The 25353-nt window shown below is 66.0% G+C and carries 17 protein-coding genes and 1 tRNA gene; 9 read left to right on the top strand and 9 right to left on the bottom strand.

The features are described 5' to 3' along the window. Window positions 1–81: 81 nt before the first annotated feature. The 3 genes from lpdA to GRX31_RS09910 form a co-directional block, all read right to left on the bottom strand. Window positions 82–1509, bottom strand: a complete 1428-nt coding sequence (lpdA, locus tag GRX31_RS09920) for a dihydrolipoyl dehydrogenase (RefSeq protein WP_017404783.1) — start codon at window positions 1507–1509, stop codon at window positions 82–84. Between the two features lie 90 nt (window positions 1510–1599). Further along, window positions 1600–2862: a 2-oxoglutarate dehydrogenase complex dihydrolipoyllysine-residue succinyltransferase gene (odhB, locus tag GRX31_RS09915; RefSeq protein WP_016454845.1), complete on the bottom strand. Its 1263-nt coding sequence runs from the start codon at window positions 2860–2862 to the stop codon at window positions 1600–1602. 54 nt (window positions 2863–2916) lie between these two features. Next, the gene (locus GRX31_RS09910; RefSeq protein ID WP_016446856.1) at window positions 2917–5796 is read right to left on the bottom strand and encodes a 2-oxoglutarate dehydrogenase E1 component; all 2880 of its coding nucleotides are present in this window, start codon (window positions 5794–5796) and stop codon (window positions 2917–2919) included. A 231-nt stretch (window positions 5797–6027) separates the two neighbouring features. Between GRX31_RS09910 and GRX31_RS09905 the strand changes: the two genes are divergently transcribed. From GRX31_RS09905 to GRX31_RS09870, 8 genes are all read left to right on the top strand, one after another. After that, the gene (locus GRX31_RS09905; protein ID WP_016446855.1) at window positions 6028–7215 is read left to right on the top strand and encodes an AI-2E family transporter; all 1188 of its coding nucleotides are present in this window, start codon (window positions 6028–6030) and stop codon (window positions 7213–7215) included. A 355-nt stretch (window positions 7216–7570) separates the two neighbouring features. Then, window positions 7571–10636: a formate dehydrogenase-N subunit alpha gene (fdnG, locus tag GRX31_RS09900; protein WP_160852452.1), complete on the top strand. Its 3066-nt coding sequence runs from the start codon at window positions 7571–7573 to the stop codon at window positions 10634–10636. Window positions 10637–10646: 10 nt separating this feature from the next. After that, window positions 10647–11576, top strand: coding sequence for a formate dehydrogenase subunit beta (gene fdxH / locus GRX31_RS09895; protein ID WP_012205325.1), 930 nt, complete (start codon window positions 10647–10649; stop codon window positions 11574–11576). Beyond that, the gene (locus GRX31_RS09890) at window positions 11573–12199 is read left to right on the top strand and encodes a formate dehydrogenase subunit gamma (protein ID WP_012205324.1); all 627 of its coding nucleotides are present in this window, start codon (window positions 11573–11575) and stop codon (window positions 12197–12199) included. Before fdxH ends, GRX31_RS09890 begins: the two co-directional genes overlap by 4 nt. Window positions 12200–12405: 206 nt before the next feature. Further along, entirely contained in the window at window positions 12406–13380 is a 975-nt protein-coding gene (gene fdhE / locus GRX31_RS09885; RefSeq protein ID WP_016446852.1) for a formate dehydrogenase accessory protein FdhE, read from the top strand. A 14-nt stretch (window positions 13381–13394) separates the two neighbouring features. Beyond that, entirely contained in the window at window positions 13395–14849 is a 1455-nt protein-coding gene (gene selA, locus GRX31_RS09880) for an L-seryl-tRNA(Sec) selenium transferase (RefSeq protein WP_160852450.1), read from the top strand. 10 nt (window positions 14850–14859) lie between these two features. Next, window positions 14860–16800: a selenocysteine-specific translation elongation factor gene (gene selB, locus GRX31_RS09875; protein ID WP_160852448.1), complete on the top strand. Its 1941-nt coding sequence runs from the start codon at window positions 14860–14862 to the stop codon at window positions 16798–16800. A gap of 180 nt (window positions 16801–16980) precedes the next feature. Next, window positions 16981–17076: transfer RNA gene (locus GRX31_RS09870), tRNA-Sec, on the top strand. A 32-nt stretch (window positions 17077–17108) separates the two neighbouring features. Here GRX31_RS09870 and GRX31_RS09865 read toward each other — a convergent pair. The 4 genes from GRX31_RS09865 to GRX31_RS09850 form a co-directional block, all read right to left on the bottom strand. Then, a complete protein-coding gene (locus GRX31_RS09865; protein WP_016446849.1) occupies window positions 17109–17615 on the bottom strand; it encodes an OmpA family protein in 507 nt (168 codons plus the stop codon). A gap of 1 nt (window position 17616) precedes the next feature. After that, on the bottom strand, window positions 17617–18846 hold the full coding sequence (locus tag GRX31_RS09860) for a diguanylate cyclase domain-containing protein (protein WP_016446848.1): 1230 nt from the start codon (window positions 18844–18846) through the stop codon (window positions 17617–17619). Further along, on the bottom strand, window positions 18843–19412 hold the full coding sequence (locus GRX31_RS09855; protein ID WP_160852446.1) for a YfiR family protein: 570 nt from the start codon (window positions 19410–19412) through the stop codon (window positions 18843–18845). Before GRX31_RS09855 ends, GRX31_RS09860 begins: the two co-directional genes overlap by 4 nt. Window positions 19413–19612: 200 nt before the next feature. Further along, window positions 19613–20425, bottom strand: a complete 813-nt coding sequence (locus GRX31_RS09850) for a GNAT family N-acetyltransferase (RefSeq protein WP_160852444.1) — start codon at window positions 20423–20425, stop codon at window positions 19613–19615. Window positions 20426–20525: 100 nt separating this feature from the next. On the opposite strand from GRX31_RS09850, the gene selD reads away from it, so the two are divergent. Then, window positions 20526–21584, top strand: coding sequence for a selenide, water dikinase SelD (gene selD, locus GRX31_RS09845; protein ID WP_016446845.1), 1059 nt, complete (start codon window positions 20526–20528; stop codon window positions 21582–21584). A 104-nt stretch (window positions 21585–21688) separates the two neighbouring features. On the opposite strand, the gene GRX31_RS09840 is transcribed toward selD, so the two are convergent. Further along, on the bottom strand, window positions 21689–24136 hold the full coding sequence (locus GRX31_RS09840) for a penicillin acylase family protein (RefSeq protein WP_160852442.1): 2448 nt from the start codon (window positions 24134–24136) through the stop codon (window positions 21689–21691). A 176-nt stretch (window positions 24137–24312) separates the two neighbouring features. Continuing rightward, window positions 24313–24792: an Lrp/AsnC family transcriptional regulator gene (locus GRX31_RS09835; RefSeq protein ID WP_016446843.1), complete on the bottom strand. Its 480-nt coding sequence runs from the start codon at window positions 24790–24792 to the stop codon at window positions 24313–24315. Window positions 24793–25353: the final 561 nt, after the last annotated feature.

Raw genomic sequence — 25353 nt, 5'->3', positions numbered from 1 at the left:
TTGCTATGTATTCAGAAGCTGAAAGCGCTTGCAGAGCAAGCGCTTTCAGGTCTCGGATTGGCTAGATGGCTAGCCTGGCACTCAGAAGTTCAGAGTACGCTTGTCGACTGCCAGGGCAGCCTCCTTGGTGGCTTCGGACAGCGAGGGGTGGGCATGGCAGATGCGGGCGATGTCTTCGCTCGATGCCTTGAACTCCATGGCAACCACGGCTTCGGAGATCAGCTCCGAGACCATGGGGCCGACCATGTGCACGCCCAGGATCTCGTCGGTTTCGGCATCGGCCAGGAACTTGACCATGCCGGTGGTGTCGCCCAGGGCGCGCGCACGGCCGTTGGCCAGGAAGGGGAAGCTGCCGGCCTTGTATTTGACGCCCTGCTCCTTCAGCTGCTGCTCGGTGCGGCCCACCCAGGCGATTTCGGGGCTGGTGTAGATCACCCAGGGAATGGTGCCGAAGTTCACATGGCCATGCTGGCCGGCGATGCGCTCGGCCACGGCCACGGCCTCTTCCTCGGCCTTGTGCGCCAGCATCGGGCCGCGCACCACGTCGCCCACGGCCCAGACGCCGGGCAGGCTGGTCTTGCAGTCGTCATCGACCACGATGCAGCCGCGCTCGTCCAGGGCCAGGCCCACCGCCTCGGCATTGAGGCCGGCGGTGTTGGCCGTGCGGCCAATGGAGATGATGAGCTTGTCAGCCTCCAGCGCCTGGGCTTCACCCTTGGCGTTGGTGTAGGCGATGGACACGCCCTTCTTGCCGGACTTGACTTCGCCGATCTTCACGCCCAGCTCGATCTTCAGGCCCTGCTTGTCGAAGGCCTTCTTGGCTTCCTTGGCGATCTGCTCGTCCACGGCGGGCAGGAACTTGTCCATGCCTTCGAGCACGATGACTTCGGTGCCAAGACGGCGCCAGACCGAGCCCATTTCCAGGCCGATCACGCCGGCGCCGATCAGCGCCAGCTTCTTGGGGGCCTTGCCCAGGCGCAGGGCGCCGTCGTTAGACAGGATGTTCTCTTCATCGAAAGGCACGCCGGGCAGAGCGCGGGCGTTGGAGCCGGTGGCCACCACGATCTGCTTGCCCGTCAGCACTTCCTCTTCCTTGCCGGCGACCTTGATCTCGTAGCCGCCTTCGACGGCCTTGACGAAGGAGCCACGGCCGTGAAAGAACGTGACCTTGTTCTTCTTGAACAGGTACAGGATGCCGTCGTTGTTCTGCTTCACGACCGCATCCTTGCGGGCGATCATCTTGGCCACGTCCATCTCGACCTTGCCGGTGGAGATGCCATGGTCGGCAAAGTGCAGGTTGGCGTGCTCGAAGTGCTCGGACGACTGCAGCAGGGCCTTGGAGGGAATGCAGCCCACGTTGGTGCAGGTGCCGCCCGGAGCGGCGCCGCCGGCGGCGTTCTTCCACTCGTCGATACAGGCCACGTTGAAGCCCAGTTGCGCGGCACGGATGGCGGCGATGTAGCCGCCAGGGCCCGCGCCGATGACGATGACGTCGAATTGCTTGCTCATTTCAGGAATCTCTTGTCTGTGATGCATGAAAAAACCCACCGCAGGGCGCGCGGCCAAGGGTGGGTTTTCGTCGTGTCGAACCCTGTGGAATTACAGGTCGAACAGCAGGCGCGAAGGATCTTCCAGCGCGTCCTTCATGGCCACCAGGCCCAGCACGGCTTCGCGGCCGTCGATGATGCGGTGGTCATAGGACATGGCCAGATAGTTCATCGGGCGCACCACGACCTGGCCGTTCTCGACCATGGCACGGTCCTTGGTGGCGTGCACGCCCAGGATGGCCGACTGGGGCGGGTTGATGATGGGGGTGGACATCATCGAGCCGAAGGTGCCGCCATTGGAGATGGAGAAGGTGCCGCCGGTCATTTCTTCAATGCCCAGCTTGCCTTCGGCAGCCTTCTTGCCGAATTCGGCAATCTTCTTTTCGATGTCGGCGAAGCTCATCTGGTCTGCATTGCGCAGGATGGGCACCACCAGGCCACGGGGCGAACCCACGGCGATACCGATGTCGAAGTAGCCGTGGTAGACGATGTCGTTGCCGTCCACGGATGCGTTGAGCACCGGGTACTTCTTCAGGGCGTGCACGGCCGCCTTGACGAAGAAGGACATGAAGCCCAGCTTGGTGCCGTGTTCCTTGGTGAAGGCGTCCTGGAACTTCTTGCGCAGATCCATCACCGGGGCCATGTTCACTTCATTGAACGTGGTCAGGATGGCGTTGGTGGACTGCGACTGCAGCAGACGCTCGGCCACGCGGGCACGCAGGCGGCTCATGGGCACGCGCTGCTCGGGACGGCCGCTGAGGTCTTCCTTGGCGGACGGAGCCGACACCTGGGGCAGCGCCTTGGTGGGCACGCCGGTGGGAATGACGGCAGCGGTGGACTGCACGCCGCCCTTGATGGCGGCCAGCGCGTCACCCTTGGTCACGCGGCCATCCTTGCCGGAGCCAGCCACGCCGGCGGCCGACAGGTTGTTTTCGGCCAGCAGCTTGGCAGCGGCGGGCATGGCGACATCACCCTTGCTGCCACCGGTGGCGGCCGCGGCTGCGGGCGCTGCAGCGGGAGCGGCTGCAGCGGCGGGGGCGGCTGCAGGAGCGGCAGCGGCCACACCGGCCACGCCTTCGGTGTCGATCTTGGCGATCAGCTGCTCGGCCACCACGGTGGCGCCGTCACCTTGCACGATCTCGGCCAGCACGCCAGCGGCGGGCGCGGGCACTTCGAGCACGACCTTGTCGGTTTCGATCTCGATGAGGATCTCATCGACTGCAACCGCTTCGCCGGCCTTCTTCTTCCAGGTCAGCATGGTGGCCTCAGCGATGGACTCGGACAGCTGGGGAACTTTGACTTCAACGATAGCCATTTGTGATTCTTTCCAAAAGTGTTCTGTACTGATACGTAGCGGGTGGGGGCTGCCTTACTTGTTCAGGACAAAACCCTTGAGCTTGGAGAACGCGCCTTCCACCAGGGCCTTTTGCTGCTCCTGGTGCAGGTGGGCGTAACCCACGGCGGGCGATGCCGAGGCAGCGCGGCCGGAGTAGCCCAGCTTCTGGCCATCGAGCATGTTCTCGTGGATGTAGTGCTGCACGAAGAACCAGGCGCCCTGGTTCTGCGGCTCGTCCTGGCACCAGACGATGTCGGTGGCGTTGCCGAACTTCTTCAGTTCAGCGGCGAAAGCCTTGTGCGGGAAGGGGTACAGCTGCTCGACGCGGATGATGGCGACGTCCTTGCTTTCCTTCTCGGTGCGCTTCTTGACCAGGTCGTAGTAGACCTTGCCGGAGCATGCGATCACGCGCTTGACCTTGGCCGCGTTCTTCACGACGGCTTCGTCCTGCTCGGGGATCACGGTCTGGAAACCGCCGCTGGTGAACTCGGACAGCGGCGAGGTGGCGTCCTTGTTGCGCAGCAGCGACTTGGGGGTCATGATGACCAGCGGCTTGCGCAGCGGGCGCACCATCTGGCGGCGCAGCACGTGGAAGATCTGGCTGGCCGTGGTCGGCTGCACGATCTGCATGTTGGCGTCGGCGGCCAGCTGCATGAAGCGCTCCAGGCGCGCCGAGCTGTGCTCGGGGCCCTGGCCTTCGTAGCCGTGCGGCAGCATCAGCGTCAGGCCGTTGATGCGGCCCCACTTGACTTCACCGGAGGCGATGAACTGGTCGATCACGACCTGGGCGCCGTTGGCGAAGTCGCCGAACTGGGCTTCCCAGATCACCAGGGTGTTGGGGTCGTTCGACGCATAGCCGTACTCGAAGCCCAGCACGGCTTCTTCGGACAGGATGGAGTCGATGACGGTGAACGGAGCCTGGCTGTCGGCCACGTTCTGCAGCGGGATGTAGGTGCCTTCGCTCCACTTCTCGCGCTTTTGGTCATGGATGACCGAGTGGCGGTGCGTGAAGGTGCCGCGGCCGCAGTCCTCGCCCGACAGGCGCACGGGGTAGCCCGATGCGACCAGCGATGCGAAGGCCATGTGCTCGCCCATGCCCCAGTCCACGTTGACTTCGCCGCGGCCCATGGCTGCGCGGTCGTCATAGACCTTCTTGACCAGCGCGTGCGGCGTCACGGTCTCGGGGATGGTGGTGATGCGTTCGGCCAGGCGCTTCCATTCCGTCAGCGGGATGGCGGTGTCGCCGGCGTCCGTCCAGGTCTTGCCCAGGAACGGGCTCCAGTCCACGGCGTACTTGCTCTTGAAGTTGGTCAGCACCGGGTCCACGGTGTGGCGGCCTTCGTCCATGGCGGCGCGGTAGGCCTTGGCCATGTCGTCGCCCAGCGATTCGCCCAGGCCCTGTGCGGCCAGCTTGTCGGCGTACAGCTTGCGGGTGCCGGGGTGGGCGCCGATCTTCTTGTACATCAGCGGCTGGGTCAGCGCGGGGGTGTCCTGCTCGTTGTGGCCCAGCTTACGGAAGCAGACGATGTCCACGACCACGTCCTTGGAGAATTCCATGCGGAACTCCAGGGCCAGCTGCACGGCCAGCGCCACGGCTTCCGGATCATCGCCGTTGACGTGCAGCACGGGCGACTCGATCATCTTGACGATGTCGGTGCAGTACAGCGTGGAGCGGGTGTCGCGCGGATCGGAGGTGGTGAAGCCGATCTGGTTGTTGATGATGATGTGCACCGTGCCGCCCGTGGTGTAGCCACGGGTCTGGGCCAGCGCCAGGGTTTCCTGGTTCACGCCCTGGCCGGCGAAGGCTGCATCGCCGTGCACCAGCACGGGCAGCACCTGCTTGCCGTGCGGGTCGTCGCGGCGGTCCATGCGCGAGCGCACCGAGCCTTCGACCACGGGGTTGACGATTTCCAGGTGCGAGGGGTTGAAGGCCAGCGACAGGTGGACGGGGCCGCCTGCGGTGGACACGTCGGAGCTGAAGCCCTGGTGGTACTTCACGTCACCGGCGGGCAGGTCCTCGGGGGCGGTGTGGTCGAACTCGGCGAACAGGTCCTTGGGCATCTTGCCCAGGGTGTTGACCAGCACGTTCAGGCGGCCGCGGTGGGCCATGCCGATCACGACTTCCTGCACGCCCTTCTGGCCGGCAGCGTTGATGAGCTCGTCCATGGCGACGATGAAGCTCTCGCCACCTTCCAGCGAGAAGCGCTTTTGGCCGACGTACTTGGTGTGCAGGTAGCGTTCCAGGCCTTCGGCAGCCGTCAGGCGGTCGAGGATGCGCTTTTTCCGGCTGGCATCAAAGCTGGGCTTGGTACGGCTGGTTTCCAGCTTTTGCTGCCACCAGCGCTTTTGCGTCTGGTCCGTGGCATACATGTACTCGGAGCCGATGGTGCCGCAGTAGGTTTCGCGCAGAGCGTTCATCAGCTCGCGCAGGGACATGCTTTCCTTGCCGAAGAAGGTGTTGCTCGTGTTGAACACCGTTTCCTGGTCGGCATCGGTGAAGCCGTAGAACGACGGCTCCAGCTCGGGAATTTCGGGGCGCTCGGTGCGCTTGAGGGGGTCCAGATCGGCCCAGCGTGCGCCGACATTGCGGTAGGCGGCGATCAGTTGCTGGACGGCGGTGCGCTTGCGGCCCAGCTCGGAGTCGGCGCCGGAGGCCACGACCACCTTGGTGCCGCCTTGCTTGGCGCGCTCGGCGAAAGCGTTGATGACGGGCTGGTGCGGAACGTCCTTGGCGTCGGTGCCATCGACTGCGGGCACATGTTGCAGTGCATCAAAGTACTCGCGCCAGGAATCCGGCACGCTACCGGGATTGGCCAGGTAGTTTTCGTACATTTCTTCGACGTAGGGGGCATTGCCGCCGAAGAGGTAGGTATTGCCTTGGTAGGCTTGGTAGACCGACGTCTGATCGCTCATATTGCGCTGACCTCAGCCTCCCTGAGGGAGGCATTAGCTGGTTTGTGGAACCTTCCGCGACACGGCTGTACCGATTGGCGGATGCGACTGTGGCTGGGGAAGGGCCTGGTTGCGACCGCCATTGTGCCACCGTTCAAACATCGCAGCAGGGCAGTTACCAAGTGATTACTTGAACTCTCCGGGAGTTCCCGCAGTCGCGTACATTGGCGCATCTTCCGAACGGACCGCCAGATGAACCTGCTGCCCCTACACAAACGCACTTTCATGCTGCTGCTGATTGCGGCAACCATAGGCTTCGGTGCCGTGCTCTGGGAGTTCATGGGGGCCATCTTCTGGGGCGTCGCCCTGGCCATCCTGTTTTCGCCGCTGCACCGGCGCCTGCTGGCGCGCATGCCACGGCGCACCAACCTTGCCGCCCTGTCCACCCTGCTGCTGTGCCTGGTGGTGGCCATCCTGCCGCTGGCGCTGATCGGCGCCTCGCTGGTGCGCGAGGCCTCGTTGATCTATGAGCGCGTCAACAGCGGCAACCTGGATGCAGGCACCTATGTGCAACAGATCATGGACGCCCTGCCCTCCTGGGTCACACCCTGGCTGGAGCGGTTGCACCTGGGTTCACTGGCCGAGCTGCAGGACAAGCTGTCCAGCATCGCCATGCAGGCCTCCAAGCTGGCCGCCACCAAGGCGCTGGGCATAGGCCAGAACACCTTCGGGTTTCTGGTCGGCTTCTGCGTGATGCTGTACCTGCTGTTCTTCCTGCTGCGTGACGGCCGCGACCTGACACAGCGCATCCGCATGGCCATCCCGCTGCAGTCCGACCACAAGGCCGAGCTGTCGAGCAAGTTCACCACCGTGATCCGCGCCACCGTCAAGGGCAACCTGGCCGTGGCGGCCGCCCAGGGCGCGCTGGGCGGGCTGATCTTCTGGATTCTGGGCATCCAGGGACCCGTGCTGTGGGGCGTGGTGATGGCGTTCCTGTCGCTGCTGCCCGCTGTGGGCGCCGGCCTGATCTGGGCACCGGTGGCCATCTACTTCCTGGCCACCGGTGACATGGGCAAGGGCCTGATCCTGATCGCCTACGGCGTGCTGGTGATCGGACTGGTGGACAACGTGCTGCGCCCGCTGCTGGTGGGCAAGGACACCAAGATGCCCGACTACATCGTGCTGATCTCGACACTGGGCGGCATGGCTCTCTTCGGACTGACGGGTTTTGTGATAGGACCCGTGATCGCGGCGCTGTTCATGGCAATCTGGGACATGTTCACGCGCATGCAGCTGCAGGATGAGGAAAGGCGCCGCCAAATGGCCCAAACGGTGAACCCATCGGTGAACAAGACGGGTTTGGCGCATGCTGAATATCAGACGTCGGATGATCTGGGCCTCAAGCATGCCCCGCGCGATCCGGGCCCGCCGGCACGCTGATCCACCCCGGCCTCCGCTCCCGGGGGAGGCCAAAAACCCCATTCGGCAATTCAATCGACGCAAATGGTTCGCATTCACCCAATAGACTGGATTGATCGATGCCATTCAGCCAGCCAATGAATACCGGATTGATATAAAACAAAATATCCGAAGCCTTCAAACCAGATAATCAATTCAACTGATGAATCGGCCGGACACCAGACCGGCAAGCCCCGCGCAGCAAGGTGCAGCGGGGAGGCCGCGCATGAATGCCGCACAGGCCGACTCGGGATTAAGGGTTATTTCCCGGATTGTTTTCGGGGTGCACTCGTAGAATTTGCTTACAAGCGTCAATTTCTATTAGAAGGTACCCCACATGGTCCAATTCTCCAGACGCCAGTTCATGAAAGTGACTGGTTCGACTCTGGCCGGATCCAGCCTGGCGTTGATGGGTTTCTCGCCCACGGCCGCCCTGGCTGAAGTGCGCCAGTTCAAGCTGGCCGCCACCACGGTCACCCGCCAGACCTGCACCTACTGTTCGGTAGGCTGCGGCATCCTGATGTATTCGCTGAGCGATGGCGTCAAGAACGCCAAGCTGTCGGTGATCCACGTCGAGGGAGATCCCGACCACCCCGTCAACCGCGGAACGCTGTGCCCCAAGGGCGCATCGCTGCTGGACTTCGTCCACAGCCCGCACCGCCTGAAGTATCCCGAGTACCGCGCGCCCGGCTCCACCGAGTGGAAGCGCATGTCCTGGGATGAGGCGCTGACCCGCATCACCAAGCTGCTCAAGGACGACCGCGACGCGAACTTCGTCGAGCAAAACGACAAGGGCCAGACGGTGAACCGCTGGCTGACCACCGGCATGCTGGCCGCCTCGGCCTCCAGCAACGAAGCCGGCTACGTCACACACAAGGTGGCCCGCTCCTGGGGCCTGCTCGCACTCGATAACCAAGCACGTGTCTGACACGGCCCGACGGTGGCAGGTCTTGCCCCGACGTTTGGCCGTGGAGCGATGACGAACCATTGGGTCGACATCAAGAACGCGGACGTTATCCTGATCATGGGCGGCAATGCCGCTGAAGCACATCCCTGCGGTTTCAAGTGGGTGACCGAAGCGAAGGAGCACAACGGTGCGCACTTCATGGTGGTCGATCCGCGCTTCAACCGCTCCGCCTCCGTGGCCGATTTCTACGCCCCCATCCGGTCGGGCTCGGACATCGTGTTCCTGGGTGGCGTGATCAACTATCTGCTGACGAACGACAAGATCCATCACGAGTACGTGAGGAACTACACCGACTTCTCGTACATCGTGAAGGAGGAGTTTGCGTTCGACGAGGGCATCTTCTCGGGCTACGACCCGCAGACCCGCAAGTACGACAAGTCCAGCTGGGACTATGAACTCGACGCCGATGGCTACGTGAAGGTGGACGCCAGCCTGCAGCATCCGCGCTGCGTGTACCAATGGCTCAAGCGCCACTACGCCAGCTATACGCCCGAGAAGGTGGAGAGCGCCTGCGGCACGCCCAAGGAAAAATTCCTGCATGTGTGCGAGAAGCTGGCCTCGACGGCAGTGCCGGGCCGCGCCGCAACCATCCTGTACGCACTGGGCTGGACACAGCACACCACGGGTGCGCAGATCCTGCGCACGGGCGCCATGGTGCAGCTTCTGCTGGGCAACATCGGCGTGGCCGGCGGCGGCATGAATGCGCTGCGCGGGCACTCCAACATCCAGGGCCTGACGGACCTGGGGATTCTGTCGGCTTCGCTGCCAGGCTATCTGACGCTGCCCAACGAAGGCGAGCAGGACTACCAGAAGTACATCGACGCGCGCACGCCCAAGGCCATGCGCCCGGGCCAGATGAACTACTGGTCGAACACGCCCAAGTTCCACGTGAGCCTGATGAAGGCCTGGTGGGGACCGGCGGCCACGGCCGAGAACAACTGGGCCTTCAACTACCTGCCCAAGCTGGACAAGCAGTACGACATGCTGCAGGTGTTCGACATGATGGCGCAGGGCAAGATCAACGGCTACATCGCCCAGGGCTTCAACCCGCTGGCGGCTCTTGCGAACAGCAACAATGTGCGCGAAGGCCTCAAGAAGCTGAAGTTCCTGGTGATCATGGACCCGCTGGTCACCGAAACGTCGGAGTTCTGGAAGAACCACGGCGAGTTCAACGACGTGGATTCGGCATCCATCCAGACCGAGGTGTTCCGCCTGCCCACGACCTGCTTTGCCGAGGAAGACGGCGCCGTCGTCAGTTCCTCGCGCGTGCTGCAGTGGCACTGGAAGGCGGCCGAGCCCCCGGGCGAAGCCAAGACCGACATCGCCATCATGTCGGCCCTGCACCTGCGCCTGAAGCAGGCCTATGAGAAGGACGGCGGCAAGTTCCCCGAGCCGATCACCAAGCTGTGGTGGCCGTATGCCCATGCCGATCATCCGACTTCGGAAGAGATCGCCAAGGAGTACAACGGCCGCGCGCTGGTGGACCTGTTCGACCCCAAGGACCCGACCAAGCTCATCCGCAAGGCAGGCGAGCAGCTCGCCGGCTTCGGCGAGATGCGCGACGACGGCACGACGATGGGCGGCTGCTGGATCTGGGCTGGCTGCTGGACCTCGTCCGGCAACCAGATGGCCCGACGCGACAACAGCGACCCTACGGGCATAGGCAATACGCTGAACTGGGCCTGGGCCTGGCCGGCCAACCGCCGCGTGCTCTACAACCGTGCCTCGTGCGACCGCAACGGCCAGCCGTTCAATCCTCAGCGCACGCTGATCCGCTGGAACGGCAAGGCCTGGGGCGGCGCCGACGTGCCCGACATGGGTCCGACCATGCCGCCTGAGACCACCGATCCGTTCATCATGAACCCCGAGGGCGTGGCGCGCTTCTTCGCCCGCAAGGGCATGAACGAGGGACCGTTCCCCACCCACTACGAGGCCTTCGACAACCCGCTGGGATACAACCCCATGTATCCCGACAACAAGCTGGCTGTCATCAACCCGGCCGCCCGCATCTTCGACTCCGCCAAGGATTCGGCAGGCTCGCCCAGCGAGTTCCCGCATGTGGGCACGACGTACCGCCTGACCGAGCACTTCCACTATTGGACCAAGCACGTTCAGTTGAACAACATCGTTCAGCCCGAGCAGTTCGTGGAAATCGGCGAGGCGCTGGCCAAGGAACTGGGCATCGAGACGGGCCAGCATGTGAAGGTCAGCTCCAAGCGCGGCTTCGTCAAGGCCGCCGCCGTGGTGACCAAGCGCATCAAGCCCATGAAGATCGATGGCAAGACCATCCACCACGTGGGCGTGCCCATTCACTGGGGCTTCTCGTCGACGGGCCGCAAGGGCTACATGGCCAACAACCTGACGGCATCGGTGGGCGATGGCAACAGCCTTACCCCGGAATCCAAGACCTTCCTCGTGAAGGTGGAAAAGGCTTAAGGAGCAGCTGATGTCATCAACCATGTCTCTCGATATCAAGCGTCGCTCGGCGACGACGACGCCTGCTCCCAGTGCGCGCGAAACGCACAGCGGCGAGGTGGCCAAGCTCATCGATGTCTCCAAGTGCATCGGGTGCAAGGCCTGCCAGACCGCCTGCATGGAGTGGAACGACCTGCGCGACGAAATCGGCACCTGCGCGGCCGGCGTCTATGACAACCCGACCGATCTGACGGATCAGTCGTGGACCGTCATGCGCTTTACCGAGTACGAGAACGAAGCGACCGGCAACCTGGAGTGGCTGATCCGCAAGGACGGCTGCATGCACTGCGAGGACCCGGGCTGCCTGAAGGCCTGCCCCTCGCCGGGCGCCATCGTGCAGTACAGCAACGGCATCGTGGACTTCCAGCAGGACCAGTGCGTGGGCTGCGGCTACTGCGTCACGGGCTGCCCGTTCAACATTCCGCGCATCTCCAAGAAGGACCACAAGGCCTACAAGTGCACGCTGTGCTCGGACCGCGTGGCCGTCGGCCGGGAGCCTGCCTGTGTCAAGACCTGCCCCACGGGCGCCATCATGTTTGGCACCAAGGAGGCGATGAAGGACCAGGCCGAGCACCGCATCGGCGACCTCAAGCGGCGCGGCTATGCCGAGGCCGGCCTCTATGACCCGCAAGGCGTGGGCGGCACCCATGTGATGTACGTGCTGCATCACGCGGACAAGCCTTCGCTGTACAAGGGCCTGCCCGACGACCCGAAGATCAGCCCCATGGTGTCCCTGTGGAAGGGCGTGGCCAAGCCATTGGCCATGGCCGCGCTGGGCGCAGCTGCCGTCGGCAGCCTGTTCCACTACATCACCAAGGGCCCGAACGACGTGTCCAAGGAACTGGAAGACGAAATGGACCGCAAGGACCAGGAAGCCGCTGAAAAGGAGGCCCGCCGATGAAACGCAACCCACGTGACCTGGTGCGCTACAACGCATCGGAGCGTGCCAACCACTGGGTGGTCGGCATCTGCTTCATCCTGCTGGCGCTGTCGGGCCTGGCGTTCTTCCACCCGGCCTTCTTCCCGCTCACGCAGCTGTTCGGCGGCGGGCCGTGGACACGCATCCTGCACCCCTACATCGGGGTGGTGATGGCGCTGTTCTTCATCATCATGGCGCTGCGCTTCTGGCGCCTGAACGTGGTGGAGCCGCGCGACATCGAGTGGCTCAAGAACGTCAACAAGATGATCGACGGCGACGACCACGACATGCCCGAGCAGGGCAAGTACAACGGCGGCCAGAAGCTGCTGTTCTGGGGCCTGGTCATCGGCATGCTGGCGATCACCGTGACCGGCGCGCTCATGTGGCGCGCCTGGTGGACGCTGCCCGTCAACGTGGTGCGCGCCGCCTCGGTGGTGCACGCCATCGCGGGCGTGTGGATGATCGGCCTGATCATCATGCACGTGTACGCGGCCATCTGGACCCGGGGCACCATCCGCGCCATGCTGTACGGCACGGTGACACGGGCCTGGGCCAAGCAGCACCACCGGGGGTGGTATCGCAAGATGACCGGTGATAATGACTGACACCCCCTGAGCGGCTTACGCCGCTTCCCCCTCTCTACTCGCTGCGCGAGGGAGGGGGACGGCACCCTCGGTGCGGGACGGCCCTTCCTCGGTGCCCCTCGCCTTGGGCCGCGCCAGTTTTCACAGACATGGCGTCATACTAGGCATCAGCCTGAGCACCCAGCCGCCCAGCGATCCGGGCGGCTGTTTTTTTGGGATTCATTCCAATGCAACGCATTCTTCAACCCGGCGATATCGAGTCGCTGGACCACACCAGTTTTCCGCGCGTGCTGCTGCCGCAGTTGCCGGGGCTGTTCGTCGAGCGGGCGGCGCGGCTGCGGCAGCTGGCCGAGGGCAATCCGATTGCCGACTACCTGCGGTTCGTGGCGCAGATCGTGGACGCGCAAGCCAAGGCGGCCGGGCAGCTGACGCTGGCCGAGCCCGATGCGGCGCTGATCGCGCGGGCGCAGGAGCATTCCATGCCGCTGCTGCCTGCCGCCGACCATATCGATGCCGCCTGGCATGGCGTGCTGGACCGCATGCTCGATGCCCTGTCGGGCGCCGACGGCCTGCCAGCGCCGCTGCAGCCGCTGCTGCAGGAGCTGCGCGCGCTGGACACGGCCGGGCGTGACGAGATCGCGCAGCGGCTGCTGCAAAAGGAAGTGGCGGCCCGCCACGTGGGCATGGCGCCCTTTGTGATGGCTGCGCTGCAGGTGGTGTTTGCCACGCGCGCCAGCGGCCTGAACGCACGCGACGTGCCCTATACCGATCCCGCCTCGATCTGTCCCGTCTGCGCCAGCGAGCCCGTGGCCAGCGTGTTGCGCATTGGCGGCAAGGCCGCAGGCCATCGCTACCTGCACTGCGGCACCTGCTGCACGGAGTGGCACATGGTGCGCGTCAAGTGCTCCCACTGCGAGTCGACCAAGGGCGTCGAGTACCAGGGCATCGATGGCGCCGGCGATACCGTGCTGGCCGAGACCTGCGAGGAATGCGGCAGCTACCGCAAGGTGGTCAACCAGGAAAAGGACCCCATGGCCGAGCCCCTGGCCGACGACCTGGCCTCGCTGATGCTGGACCTGCTGATGGGCGAGGAGACGCGCTTTCAGCGCGCCAGCGCCAATCCCCTGCTCTACGTGGCCTTTGCCGAGGAGCAGGACGAGGCCGGCGACGCGCTGATCGACCCCGCCACGCCTGCTGCCTGACCCTTTCGCACACCATGACCGATACCGCCGCCACCTCTGCCGCTTCCTCCACCCCGTCCGCGCTGCGCCTGCCTGCCGTGGACAAGGTGCTGCTGAGCGCCGACATGCTCGCGCTGCGCGAGCGCCACGGCCTCGATGCCTGCACCCAGGCCGTGCGCGAGACACTGGCACAGATGCGGGCCGATGCGCAGGAGCGGCTGCGGTCCGGCGAGCCCGATGCAGGCGCGCCCGGCATCACTGAGGTGATCCAGGCGGCCGGCCTTCGCCTGGCGCGGCGCTTTGCACCCCGTCTGCGCACGGTCTTCAACCTCACGGGCACGGTGCTGCACACCAACCTGGGCCGCGCCCTGCTGCCGAAGGAGGCCGTGGACGCCGTGGTGGCCGCCATGACGGCGCCGGCCAACCTGGAGTACGACCTGGAGGACGGCGGCCGTGGCGACCGCGACGACCTGATCGAATCCCTGGTCTGCGAACTCACGGGCGCCGAGGCCTGCACCGTGGTCAACAACAACGCCGCCGCCGTGCTGCTGACCCTGGCCACGCTGGCGGGCGGGCGCGAGGTCATCGTCTCGCGCGGCGAGCTGGTGGAGATCGGCGGGGCCTTCCGCATCCCCGACGTGATGACGCGCGCGGGCGCCACCCTGGTCGAGGTGGGCACCACCAACCGTACCCATGCGCGCGACTACGAAGGCGCTGTCGGCGAACACACCGGCCTGCTCATGAAGGTGCATTGCAGCAACTACGCCATCACCGGCTTCACCAAGGCCGTGAGCGACGCCGAGGTGGCAGCCATTGCCCATGCACACGGCCTGCAGATGGTGGTGGACCTGGGCAGCGGCACCCTGGTCGATCTGCGCGAATGGGGCCTGCCCTACGAGGTCACGGTGCGCGAGACCATCGAGTCGGGCGCCGACATCGTCACCTTCAGTGGCGACAAGCTGCTGGGCGGTCCGCAGGCCGGCCTGATCGTGGGCCGCAAGGACCTGATCGCCCGCATCAAGAAACACCCGCTCAAGCGCGCGCTGCGCGTGAGCAAGCTCACCCTGGCCGCGCTGGAGCCCACGCTGCGCCTGTACCTGCACCCAGAAAAGCTGGCCGAGCGCCTGACCACGCTGCGCCTGTTCACGCGCCCCCAGGCCGACATGCAGGCCCGCGCGCAGGCGCTGCAGCCGCTGGTGCAGCAGGCGCTGGGCAGCCGCTATGTGGTGGAAACCGCCGAGATGAACAGCCAGATCGGCAGCGGCGCCCTGCCCGTGGAGAACCTGCCCAGCTGGGGCCTGCGACTGCATCCGGCCGACGGTCGCCAGGCCGGCCGCCAGCTCACCCGGCTTGAAGCGGGCCTGCGCGGCCTGCCCCGCCCCGTCATCGGCCGGCTGCATGACGACGCGCTGTGGCTGGACCTGCGCTGCCTGGAGGCAGCCGACGAGCCGGCCTTCACCGAACAGCTGCCGCTGCTGCACATCGCCTGAGGACGAACGCATGATCATTGGCACCGCCGGCCACATCGACCACGGCAAGACCACCCTGGTGCGCGCGCTCACGGGCGTGGACACCGACCGCCTCAAGGAAGAGAAGGCGCGCGGCATCTCCATCGAGCTGGGCTATGCCTACACGCCGCTGCCCAATGGCGAGGTACTGGGCATCATCGACGTGCCCGGCCACGAAAAATTCGTGCACACCATGGCCGCAGGCGCCGTGGGCATAGACCACGCCCTGCTGGTGGTGGCGGCCGACGACGGCGTCATGCCGCAGACGCGCGAGCACCTGGACATCCTGCAGCTGCTGGGCGTGCGCGAAGCCACCGTGGCCCTGACCAAGGCCGACCGCGCCACGCCCGAGCGCCTGCAGCAGGTGCGTGCCGAGATCGAGTCCCTGCTGGCGCCCACGGCGCTGGCCGGCGCCCCGGTCTTTCCCACCGCCGCCGCCCAGCCCGGTGACGCGGGCGTGGCGCAGCTGCGCGAGCACCTCATGGCGCGCGCCCAGTCCATTCCCGCGCGGGCCAGCGACGGACTGTTCCGCCTGGCCGTGGACCGCAGCTTCACGCTGCCCGGCCAGGGCACCGTGGTCACGGGCACCGTGTTCGGCGGCCAGGTGAAGGTGGGCGACACGCTGGTGCATTCGGCCTCGGGCACCGAGGTGCGCGTGCGCAGCCTGCATGCCCAGAACCAGGCCAGCGAACAGGGCCTGGCCGGACAGCGCTGCGCGCTCAACCTGTCGGGCATTGCCAAGGAAGCCATCACGCGCGGCGACTGGATCGCCGACGCACGGCTGCTGCAGGCCAGCGACCGGATCGACGTGCGCCTGCAACTGCTGGCCGATGCGCCATCACTGGCCCAATGGACGCCTGTGCATGTGCACATCGGTACGGCGCGCTGCACGGCCCACGTGGCCCTGCTGCAGGACCAGCCGCTGGGTCCCGGCGAGCAGGCCATCGTCCAACTGGTGCTGGACATGCCCGTACATGCCCAACCCGGCGACCGGCTCATCGTGCGCAATGCCCAGGCCAGCCGCACCATTGCCGGCGGCAGCGTCATCGACCCCTTTGCACCCGCACGCAAGCGCCGCAGCCCCGAGCGCACGGCCTATCTGCAGGCACTGGAATCGCTGATTGCCACCGGGGACGCCAGCGCGCTGGTGCAAGGCGCGGCGCACGGCATTGCCACGTCGCAGCTCATGCGCCTGACAGGCCGCGCATCCGTGGCCACGGACAACGGCGGGCACCGGCTGCACCGACTTCCACTGGCCGAGGGCGACACGCTGTTGCTGGGTGACGCACGCTGGACGCAGCTGCGCGGCCAGGTGCTGGACAGCATGGCGCGCTTTCACGAAAAAAACCCCGACGAGCCCGGTGTGAACGCGGCACGCCTGCGCCGCATGGCACTGTCCGGCCTGGTCCATGCAGGACATGACGCGCTGTGGAAAGGCCTGCTGCAAACGCTGCTGCAGGATGGCAGCCTGGCCTCCAGCGGCGCCTGGCTGCACCTGCCCGGCCACAGCGTGCAGCTGTCGGACAGCGAAACACAGATCGCCCAGAAACTGCTGCCGGCCATCGAAGCCGGCCGCTACGACCCGCCCTGGGTGCGCGACCTGGCACGCGACAACGCCATCGGCGAGGAAACCGTGCGCCAGCTGCTGCGCAAACTCGCGCGCCAGGGACTGCTGTTTCAGGTGACCAAGGACCTGTTCTACTCCGCCGCCCGCACGGACGAACTCGCCGCCCTGGTGCGCGAACTGGCCGCCGCCACCCCCAACGGCGAAATCCAGGCCCACGCCTTTCGCGATGCCACAGGCCTGGGCCGCAAGCGCGCCATCCAGATCCTCGAATTCTTCGACCGCATCGGCTACACCCGCCGCCTGCGCGACGCCCACCTGCTGCGCCCCGATGTGCAGTGGACCACTGGCGCCAAAGCAAGAATTTGAGGCAAGGGGCCGCTACAATGGCCAGCTTTGCTTCGCTACGGCGCCAGCAACCGGCGCGGCCCAGGGCGAGAGACACCGAGCAAGGGCCGCCCCGCAGCAAGGGTGTCGTCCCCCTCCCCCGCGAAGCGGGTAGAGAGGGGGAAGCGGCGTAAGCCGCTCAGGGGGAGCTTCAATCCAGAAGGAAAGCATACGCACCCGGTGGTGCGCCCGGGCTTCAAACCCGGTCAGGGGCGTCAGCCGCTCCTGGGTAGGTTCGACTCCTGCTGCTTTCCGCCAATCCCCCGACTCTGATTCCAGCCAGGTTACGGCTATTGCAAGGGCACGACGATGGCCACGCGGCGGTTCTCCGCCGCATCGCTGGGCACCACGGGCATGGCGCGGCCCAGGCCCTTGACCTCGATATCCTGGCGCGCCAGGCCGGCTTCGGCAAGCACATCGGCCACGGCTTCGGCGCGGCGCAGCGACAGGCGCATGTTGTAGGCATCGCTGCCGCGATCGTCCGTATGGCCTTCCACGCGCAGCCGCTCTATGCCCACGCCCTTGAGCGCCCGCCCCAGCTCCAGCACCTTGGTGCGCGCCTGGGCGCCGACTTCGGCCGAGTCAAAGCCGAACAGCAGCTTGCCCGACATCTGCAGCTCCCAGCCCTGCTCCGCCTGTGCAAAGCCCTGGCTGCGCAGCACTTGCTGCTGCTGCTCGGTCAGGCCCTGCGGCGTGGGCGGCGCCTCGGGCGCCGCCTTGCAGCCCGCCAGCGCAAGGGCCAGCACAGCGGCCGCACCTGCGCCGCACATCCGGGTCCAGCTCCGTCGTTTCAACATGTCATCCTCCTGTGACTCGTTCGGCCTGGCGCATGGCCTTGGCCTGGTACATGGCCTGGTCGGCATGGCGCATCAGCGTCTCCATGCTCTGGCCATGCTTGGGAAAAAGGGCCACGCCCGCACTGACCGAAGGCTGCAGCACCACGCCTTCGCTGACCACCAAAGGCTCATGCATGGCGGCCTCTATCTTGTCCCGCACCATCTGCGCATCGCCGCCTCCGCCCACGGGATAGAGCAGGATGGCGAACTCATCGCCACCCAGCCGCGCGACCAGATCGCTCTCGCGCACCTGCGAGCGCAGTCTTGCGCCTACGGCCTTGAGCAGCACATCGCCCACAGCATGGCCGTACGCGTCGTTGACCTGCTTGAAGCGGTCGTTGTCCAGAAACAGCACGGCCAGCTTCTGCCCGGTTTCGGCCGCATTGTCCAGCGCCTGCTGCAGGCGCTGCTCGAAATGCAGGCGGTTGGCCAGCCCCGTGAGGCTGTCTCGCGAAGCTTGGCGCTCCAGGGCCGAGTTTTGCTGCTGCAGCCGCTCGTGGCGTGTCTGCAGCTCGGCCAGCAGGGCATTGAAGTTGTCTCCCAACTCGCGCAGTTCGGCAATGCGCGCCAGCGGCACGCGCTGGTCCATGGAGCGGTCATGGCGCACGGCGTGCGCCACGCGCGCCAACTGCTGCAGCGGTTCGGCAATGTCGCGCAGCATGCGGCGCGATTGGCGCAGCCCCACATAGCCGCTCACGCCCACGCACAGCACCAGCACGATGAAGCCTGCGCCCAGAAAGCGGACCAGGCCCACGCCATCGCTGGACAGCTGCACGCTCCCGACCAGGCGGCCATCCTGGCGCACATCGGCCTCGGCGCGCGGCAGGCCTATGCCTATGGCCAGCAGTTCACCCACGCTGGACAGCGCCGAGCCGCCATGGCCCGACCACTGCACGAACGGGCGCTGCTCGGCATCGAAAACCTCGGCATGGGCCACGCCTTCGCCGCGCAGCAATTGGTCCAGCACGCGGGCAGCCTCGTCACGGTCACCGAAGACCAGCGATGCCTCGACCGTATAGGCCAGCGAACGTGCCACCAGATGCAGGTTGTTGGACAGGTAAAGACGCAGGGTGGCCACGCCGACGATGAGCAGCAGCGCGCCCGCCAGCGCAATGGCCACCGCCGCCATGCGCATGTGCGCGCGGCGGATCACGTTGCGCAGGGAGGCGCTGCCGGACAGGAACAACTTCATGGCAACGTCCTGTGGCGCGCAAGCTGCAGCACCTTGGGATTGACGCGCAGGCCGCTGCGTGCCACGGAGTCGAGGCTGACCTCGAAGCCCGCGCCCTCGCCACGGCGGCGCAGGCAGAACATGGCGCCGATGCGGCACAGCTCGCCCCGCTCGCTGATGGTCAGCAGCGGCCGTCCGGCCAGTTGCTCCATGAGCTTGCGCCAGGCCGATTCATCGAGCTGGCCGGCATAGATGCCTTCGCATTCGGCCAGGATGCGCGCATCGGAAAGCACGACGCGCCGGACTTCCAGCCGCTGGCTGCCCACGGTCTGCGGGGCACCATTGAGCAGATCATCGGCATATTCGGTGGAGCCCACCACGCACAGCCGCAGCACCGCGCTTTCCGTGGGCCAGCGCGTGTAGCCCAAGATGCCTAAGACTGTGCGTGTCACGCCCAGCTCATGCTCGTCGGCCGATGGTTCGGCATGCGCCTGCCCCACCAGCCCCACCCAACCCGTTTGCAGCGCCAGCAGGCACACGGCCACCCAGGCCCAGGCGGGCGGCAGGCCCTTGATCCTGCCACCCATGCACCACCTGCGGGATGGGAGAAGTGAGCGCTGCGAGCGCTGTGAGCGATTTATGCGAACAGCCAACCAAGGCTCCTTGAACGGGAAATCCATGCATTGCACCACGACGGCGCATCGAAGCATTTTTTCACATATCGCCCGCCTCGGAGCACCCGGAGTGTCGCGCTGGGTCATCATCCTTTCTTAGTCGCTGCGGCACATCAAGGCGCCACGGCAGGCAGGCGGTAGTGATAGGCGTAGAGCGGATGAAAGCCCAGGCTTTCATACAGCCCGCGCGCCACCCGGTTGGGAGCTCTCACCTGCAGCTCGGCCCATTGCGCCCCCTGCGTCCGTCCCCAGTGCAGCAGGCCGCACACCAGCGCACGGCCCAGCCCCCGCCCGCGCATTGCAGGTGCGATGACGATGTCATACAGGCCCACGCACCCGCGCTCCAGCACGGCCAGGCCGAACCCGGCCACCTCGCCCCCGACGCGCAGCGTGGCAAAGGCGGCGGGCCAGGCAATGGACTGCAGCATGTGGTGATGCGCCTGCCTGTGCCGGGGCGGCACGGCGCCGGCCTCGGCAAAGCCTTGCAGCCAGGCCGCACCGGGCCGGGCATCCATGGCGAGGGTCCAGCCTTTTCCGTCCGCCGGCTGCGCCATGTCCGCCAAGGCTGCGCGCATCACGAGCGAAGGATCAGCCAGCAGGTAGCCGGCCTGCGCCAGCTGTGCATCGGCCTCGGGGCTGGCCAGGGGCGAGAGGCGGAAGACGGGCAGCAGACCCTGGCGTTGGTAGAAGGCTTCGATCTGCGCCAGCAAGGCGCCAAGGCGGGCGCCGGGCTGATGGGCATTGGCGGAGTTGGCCCGCTTGGTATGGCCCTGCGCGGCGCGCAGCAGCCAGTCCCCGCAGAGCACGGTGCGCTGGGCCGGCCAGGCGTTGAAGCCGCGCTGCTCCACGCCGACCACCGTCTCGGGATCGCAGTCCACGGATGCGCAGTCATGAGCGAAAGACTTGGACATGCCCGCTTGTACCATGGCCGCACGCCGTGCCCGCCCATAATATGGCGCGCCGCCGCGCTGGCGGCAGGCACACTTTTTCCACTACTGCGATCGCCCCCGTTCGCCGGATTGCTCCATGACCACAGACACCTCCCAAGCTCCCCGACTCACCTCGCTGTCCCATGGCGGCGGCTGCGGCTGCAAGATAGCGCCGGGCCTGCTGGCGGAGCTGATCGGCAAGAGCGCGCTGCCCAAGCAGTTCTTCCCGGACCTGCTGGTGGGCACGGAGACCGCTGACGACGCCGCCGTCTACCGCATCAACGACGAGCAGGCCATCGTGGCGACCACGGATTTCTTCATGCCCATCGTGGACGATCCGTATGACTTCGGCCGCATCGCCGCAACGAATGCGCTGTCCGACATCTACGCCATGGGCGGCCAGCCGCTGATGGCCCTGGCCATCGTGGGCATGCCCATCAATGTGCTGCCGCACGACACCATTGCCAAGATCCTGGAAGGCGGCGAGTCGGTCTGCCGCGATGCCGGCATTCCGCTGGCCGGCGGCCACTCCATCGACTCGGTCGAGCCCATCTACGGCCTGGTGGGCATCGGCATCGTCAACCCGCGCCAGATGAAACGCAACGCCGACGCCAAGGCCGGCGATGTGCTGATCCTGGGCAAGCCGCTGGGCGTAGGCATTCTGTCGGCCGCGCTCAAGAAGAACCTGCTGGACGAAGCCGGCTACCGCGCCATGGTGGAGGCAACCACCTTGCTCAACCGCCCCGGCACGGCGCTGGGCAAGATGGACGGCGTGCACGCGCTGACCGATGTGACGGGCTTCGGCCTGCTGGGCCACGGCCTGGAACTGGCACGCGGCGCGGGCCTGACGGCGCGCATCGACAGCCGCAGCCTGCCCGTGCTGCCCACGGTGCAGGGCTTTGCCGAGCAGGGCGTCATTACGGGCGCCTCGGGCCGCAACTGGGCCTCATATGGCACGCAGGTGGTGCTGGGCGCCGGCATCACCGATGCCCAGCGCGCGCTGCTGACCGATCCGCAGACCTCGGGCGGCCTGCTCGTATCGTGCACGCCCGATGTGGCGGACCAGGTGCTTGCGCTGTTTGCCGAACAGGGCTTTGGCGATGCAGCCATCGTCGGCCGCATGGAAGCGGGCCAGGCCCGCGTCGTGGTGGATTGAGCCAGGCAACCAGTCAAGCGAAACGGGGGCCTGGGCCCCCGTTTGCATTGCATGCCAGATGCAGCCCCTTCAGGCGGGCACTGCATCACGCCGGACAGCGGATGTCACTCGCTCACGGTCTGCGTCTTGTAGGCCGGGCTGGCCTGGATGGCGCTGTCGGTGAACGGCAGCTTGAGCCACTGGCGCGCACCGTAGGCCTTGGTGTAGTCCGCATAGTGGGCCGAGGCAGGATCGTCCGACAGCGAGAAGGTCAGGAAGGTATGGGCCTCCACTCCGGCCGCCGGGAAGCTCACCACCTGCATGTAGCTGTTGCCGTGCGGCTGCCCGTCCATGCTGTAGCCGCCCTGCTCTATCTTGTTTTCCGAGCAGGTGATGGTGAAGTAGCCCACCTCGCCGCATCCGCCATACAGCGCCGTCTTCTCTCCGCCACGCTGCGAGAACAGCACGGTGCCACGCGCCGCATCCATGGCAAAGCCGCTGGCCTGCACGGCCTTCACTGCTTCGGCGAACGCCTTTTGCAGCGCCGCCTTGGCCGTGGGCTTGATGCCGCGCGGCGTGTTGACGGGGTCGGCCGCATCGAAGGGCACGGCATACAGGTCGGCCGATTTGATCTGGCTGGCCACGCGCTTCCAGAACTCGTCCCAGACATGGGAGCCCCTGGATGCCGCCGTGCCCGTGCCGTCCCAGGCCTGCAGCGCCGTGCAGGCAGCCGATACGTCCACCGTTTCACCCGCCGAGGACACGGGGCCTGGACAGACCTGGGCCAATGCCTCGTCCTTGAAACGCGCGCTGTACACACGGCTGTCCAGCACCATCTGGCGAACGATGTCGCTGGTGGCCAGCTTGCCCGAATAGCCGTCCGTGCCCGCCAGCCGCTGCAGCGCCATGGTGTGGCCCAGGCGCGTGCGCAGGCTCTGGGCAGAAGAGGTGGAGCCGAAGATGGCCGGATAGCCGGTCAGCGGTGCCGAGGCATTGGACAGCCAGTAGCTGTCGTTCATGTTGCCCACGTAGTCGCCACGCAGCAGGCTGGGCATGCGTGCCGGGCCGATGGCGCCGGCCTGCACCGAATCCGCATCCGAGCCCCAGTCGCACTGGCTGCTGCCGCCGGCCAGCACCGGCACCTGGGGCAGCGCCGCGTTGATGGCTGCCGAGGCCGGCGTGGCGCAGGCCTGCAACTGCGAGGGCGGCACGTTGGGCACGGCGCCTATGTCGGCATACCAGACCTGGGCGTTGCCGCGTCCCGCAGCGACGGTGTTGACCCAGGGAATGGCCGACTCCTCCTTCTGGATGCGGATGAACTCGTCCAGCGACTTGGCCTGGTTCCAGCGCAGCCAGTTGCGGAAGGTGCGGTAGTTGTAGGCGTTGATGTCGCGGATGGCGAACACGCTCTGCGTGGTCCAGCCCAGCGCCGGGTCCATGGCGCCGAGGTTGACCACCGGGCCGTGAACGGTCTTGTACAGCGTGCGCGTGACCTGGTCCTGCCCGCCGGAGGCATTGCGCACGCTCACCGTGATCCTGCTGGCCTGCATGGCCTCGGTCTTGCCGTCGCGCACATAGCGGGTCGGATCATTGGGGGCCAGCTGGTACATGAACAGGCCGAAGCGCCGCGCCGTGGACACGGTGTGGCTCCAGACCACGTCGTTGTTGAAGCCGATCAGCACCATCGGGATGCCCAGAAAGCTGGCGCCACTGACGTCGATCTCGCCCGGAATCGTGAGCTGCGATTGGTAGAAGCGGTCCGGCCCCTTCCAGTACCAGTGCGGATTGCCGAACAGCACGCTGCTGCCGCCCGTAGCCTGCTGGCCGAAGCCGTACATGTTGCTGCCTATGCCCGTGGTGCCGCCCACCTGCAATGATGGCGCCACCACCTGGCCCGGCTTGAGCGCGGCCAGCTGCGTCGCGGCCGACCGGCCCTTCGCCGGCTTGGCCGAGGCCGTTGCCGCCGCAGCCGCTGCAGGCGGCACGGCATTGGCGATCTGGGCCACGAAATTGCTGTAGCCGCCGGCAAGATTGGCCGTATACATGCGCCGCCAGATGTCCTGGGCCGTGATGGCCTGCACCCAAGGCTGGCCCGCGCAGGCCGCATTGGTCTTGGCCCCGGCCGGGGTCTCGCGCACCACGCGGTTGTAGCCGGCCACGAAGCCATCGACCAGTTGCTTGAGCTTGTCGGGCTGGGCCTGGATCATGGCGGCCACGGCGTCATCGGAGACGACATGGCGGAAGAAGAAGTCCGAATCGATGTTGCGCGGCCGGTCGATGGTGCTGTCATAGACGGCCTGGGCATCGCCGCCGAAGTGGCGCGAACGCTCCCCGCGGTAGGTCAGGAAGGAGTCGGCCATGGTGCACAGGTTGTCCTGCGCCTGGGCATAGCCCGCACCGTAGCCCAGGCCCGTCCAGTCCTTGGCCTTGATGTGCGGAATGCCCATCTCCGTGCGGCGGATCTCTGCGCTGTACTTGCTGCCGGAGCCGTCTCCCGAACCGCCGCAGGCCGCCAAGGCGGCCAGGGCTATCAATGACAAGGGTTTCCATCCACTGCGAAGCGCTGGGTGCATGCTTTGTCTCCTGGTGTTATGCGTACACAAAGGCCCCGGTCTGCCACGGGGCCCGCATCAGCATAGGAGCGAGGCAAGGCACTGCCTACCCGGCAGTTTCACTAGGAAATGTCTGATGCCCGACAGTCGATGCGGACAGCCACCCGGCTCTCCATCGGCCGGCACGGGCAGAAGACTCAGGCGGCAGATTCAGCCAGCTGGCTCAGCGCCGCCGTCATGCGCCGGTCGATCTTGCGGCTGAGCACCACCGAGGTATAGGTCTGCTGTATGCCGTCGATCAGGCCTATGCGGTCCAGCAGCGCGTCGAGCTTTTCGTTGCTCTCGCAGCGCACGAACACCATGTAGTCGTACTGGCCGCTGACGGCGGAGACCTCCTCGACCTCGGTGAAACGGTTGAGTGCCTGCATTACTGAAGTGGCCGTCTTGGGCTGCACGCGAATGCCGCAGTACGCGCGCACCGCAGACTGCTCCACGCGCGCACCCAGGCGAACGCCGTATCCGGCGATCACGCCTTCCTGCTCCAGCCGGGCAATGCGGGCCACCACCGTCGTGCGCGCCAGATTCATCTGCCGGGCCAGATGCGCGGTGGAAGCCCGCGCATTGGTCTGCAGCAGGCGCAGCAGTTGGCGGTCGGTTTCATCAAGACGGTATTCCATGCAGCTCCCTGGACGTCAACGGCAAGAGCCTATGGCGGCGGCTCGGACGTGTTCAACATTTCGGCAGAAATATCCACCAATCCGGCAATTCTATGCGCTGCAAATCGTCGCTTTCATCAACAAGATCCTCGTTTCATCCGATACCGCCGCATCTGGAATGCATCCCCATCCCGCATCGCCCAGCAGCGACGGCACATGGGCACCACCAGGCAAGAGTAATGGCTATCAGAAACAAAAGTAACTAATTACAAATCCCCCGACACACCCCGATGCTCCGCCGCTGCATGTCACCCGGCTGGGACCTCGCATAAATACTTAGCATGCATCCCATCCTTCCTTTGGCGACGCTGCTCCGCGGGCAGGGCTGCCGCCTGCGGCGGTATTGGCCGGGCTCGATGGAACACGGCAAACCGCTTGGGAAGGCGCAGCACGCATGATGGATCAGTACTTGCAAATACATGCATTTCCGCTAGATTGGCCCCGCAGGCGTAAATTTTGTGAACTCAAGTTACCCGCATCCGTCGGCTTCCGACGCATGGCCTGCCCGCAGTTACGCGGCTT

This window comes from Delftia sp. CH05 (assembly GCF_009827015.1).
GTDB classification, from domain to species: Bacteria; Pseudomonadota; Gammaproteobacteria; order Burkholderiales; family Burkholderiaceae_C; genus Comamonas; species Comamonas tsuruhatensis.
This window is presented reverse-complemented; position numbering and strand designations above follow the sequence as displayed.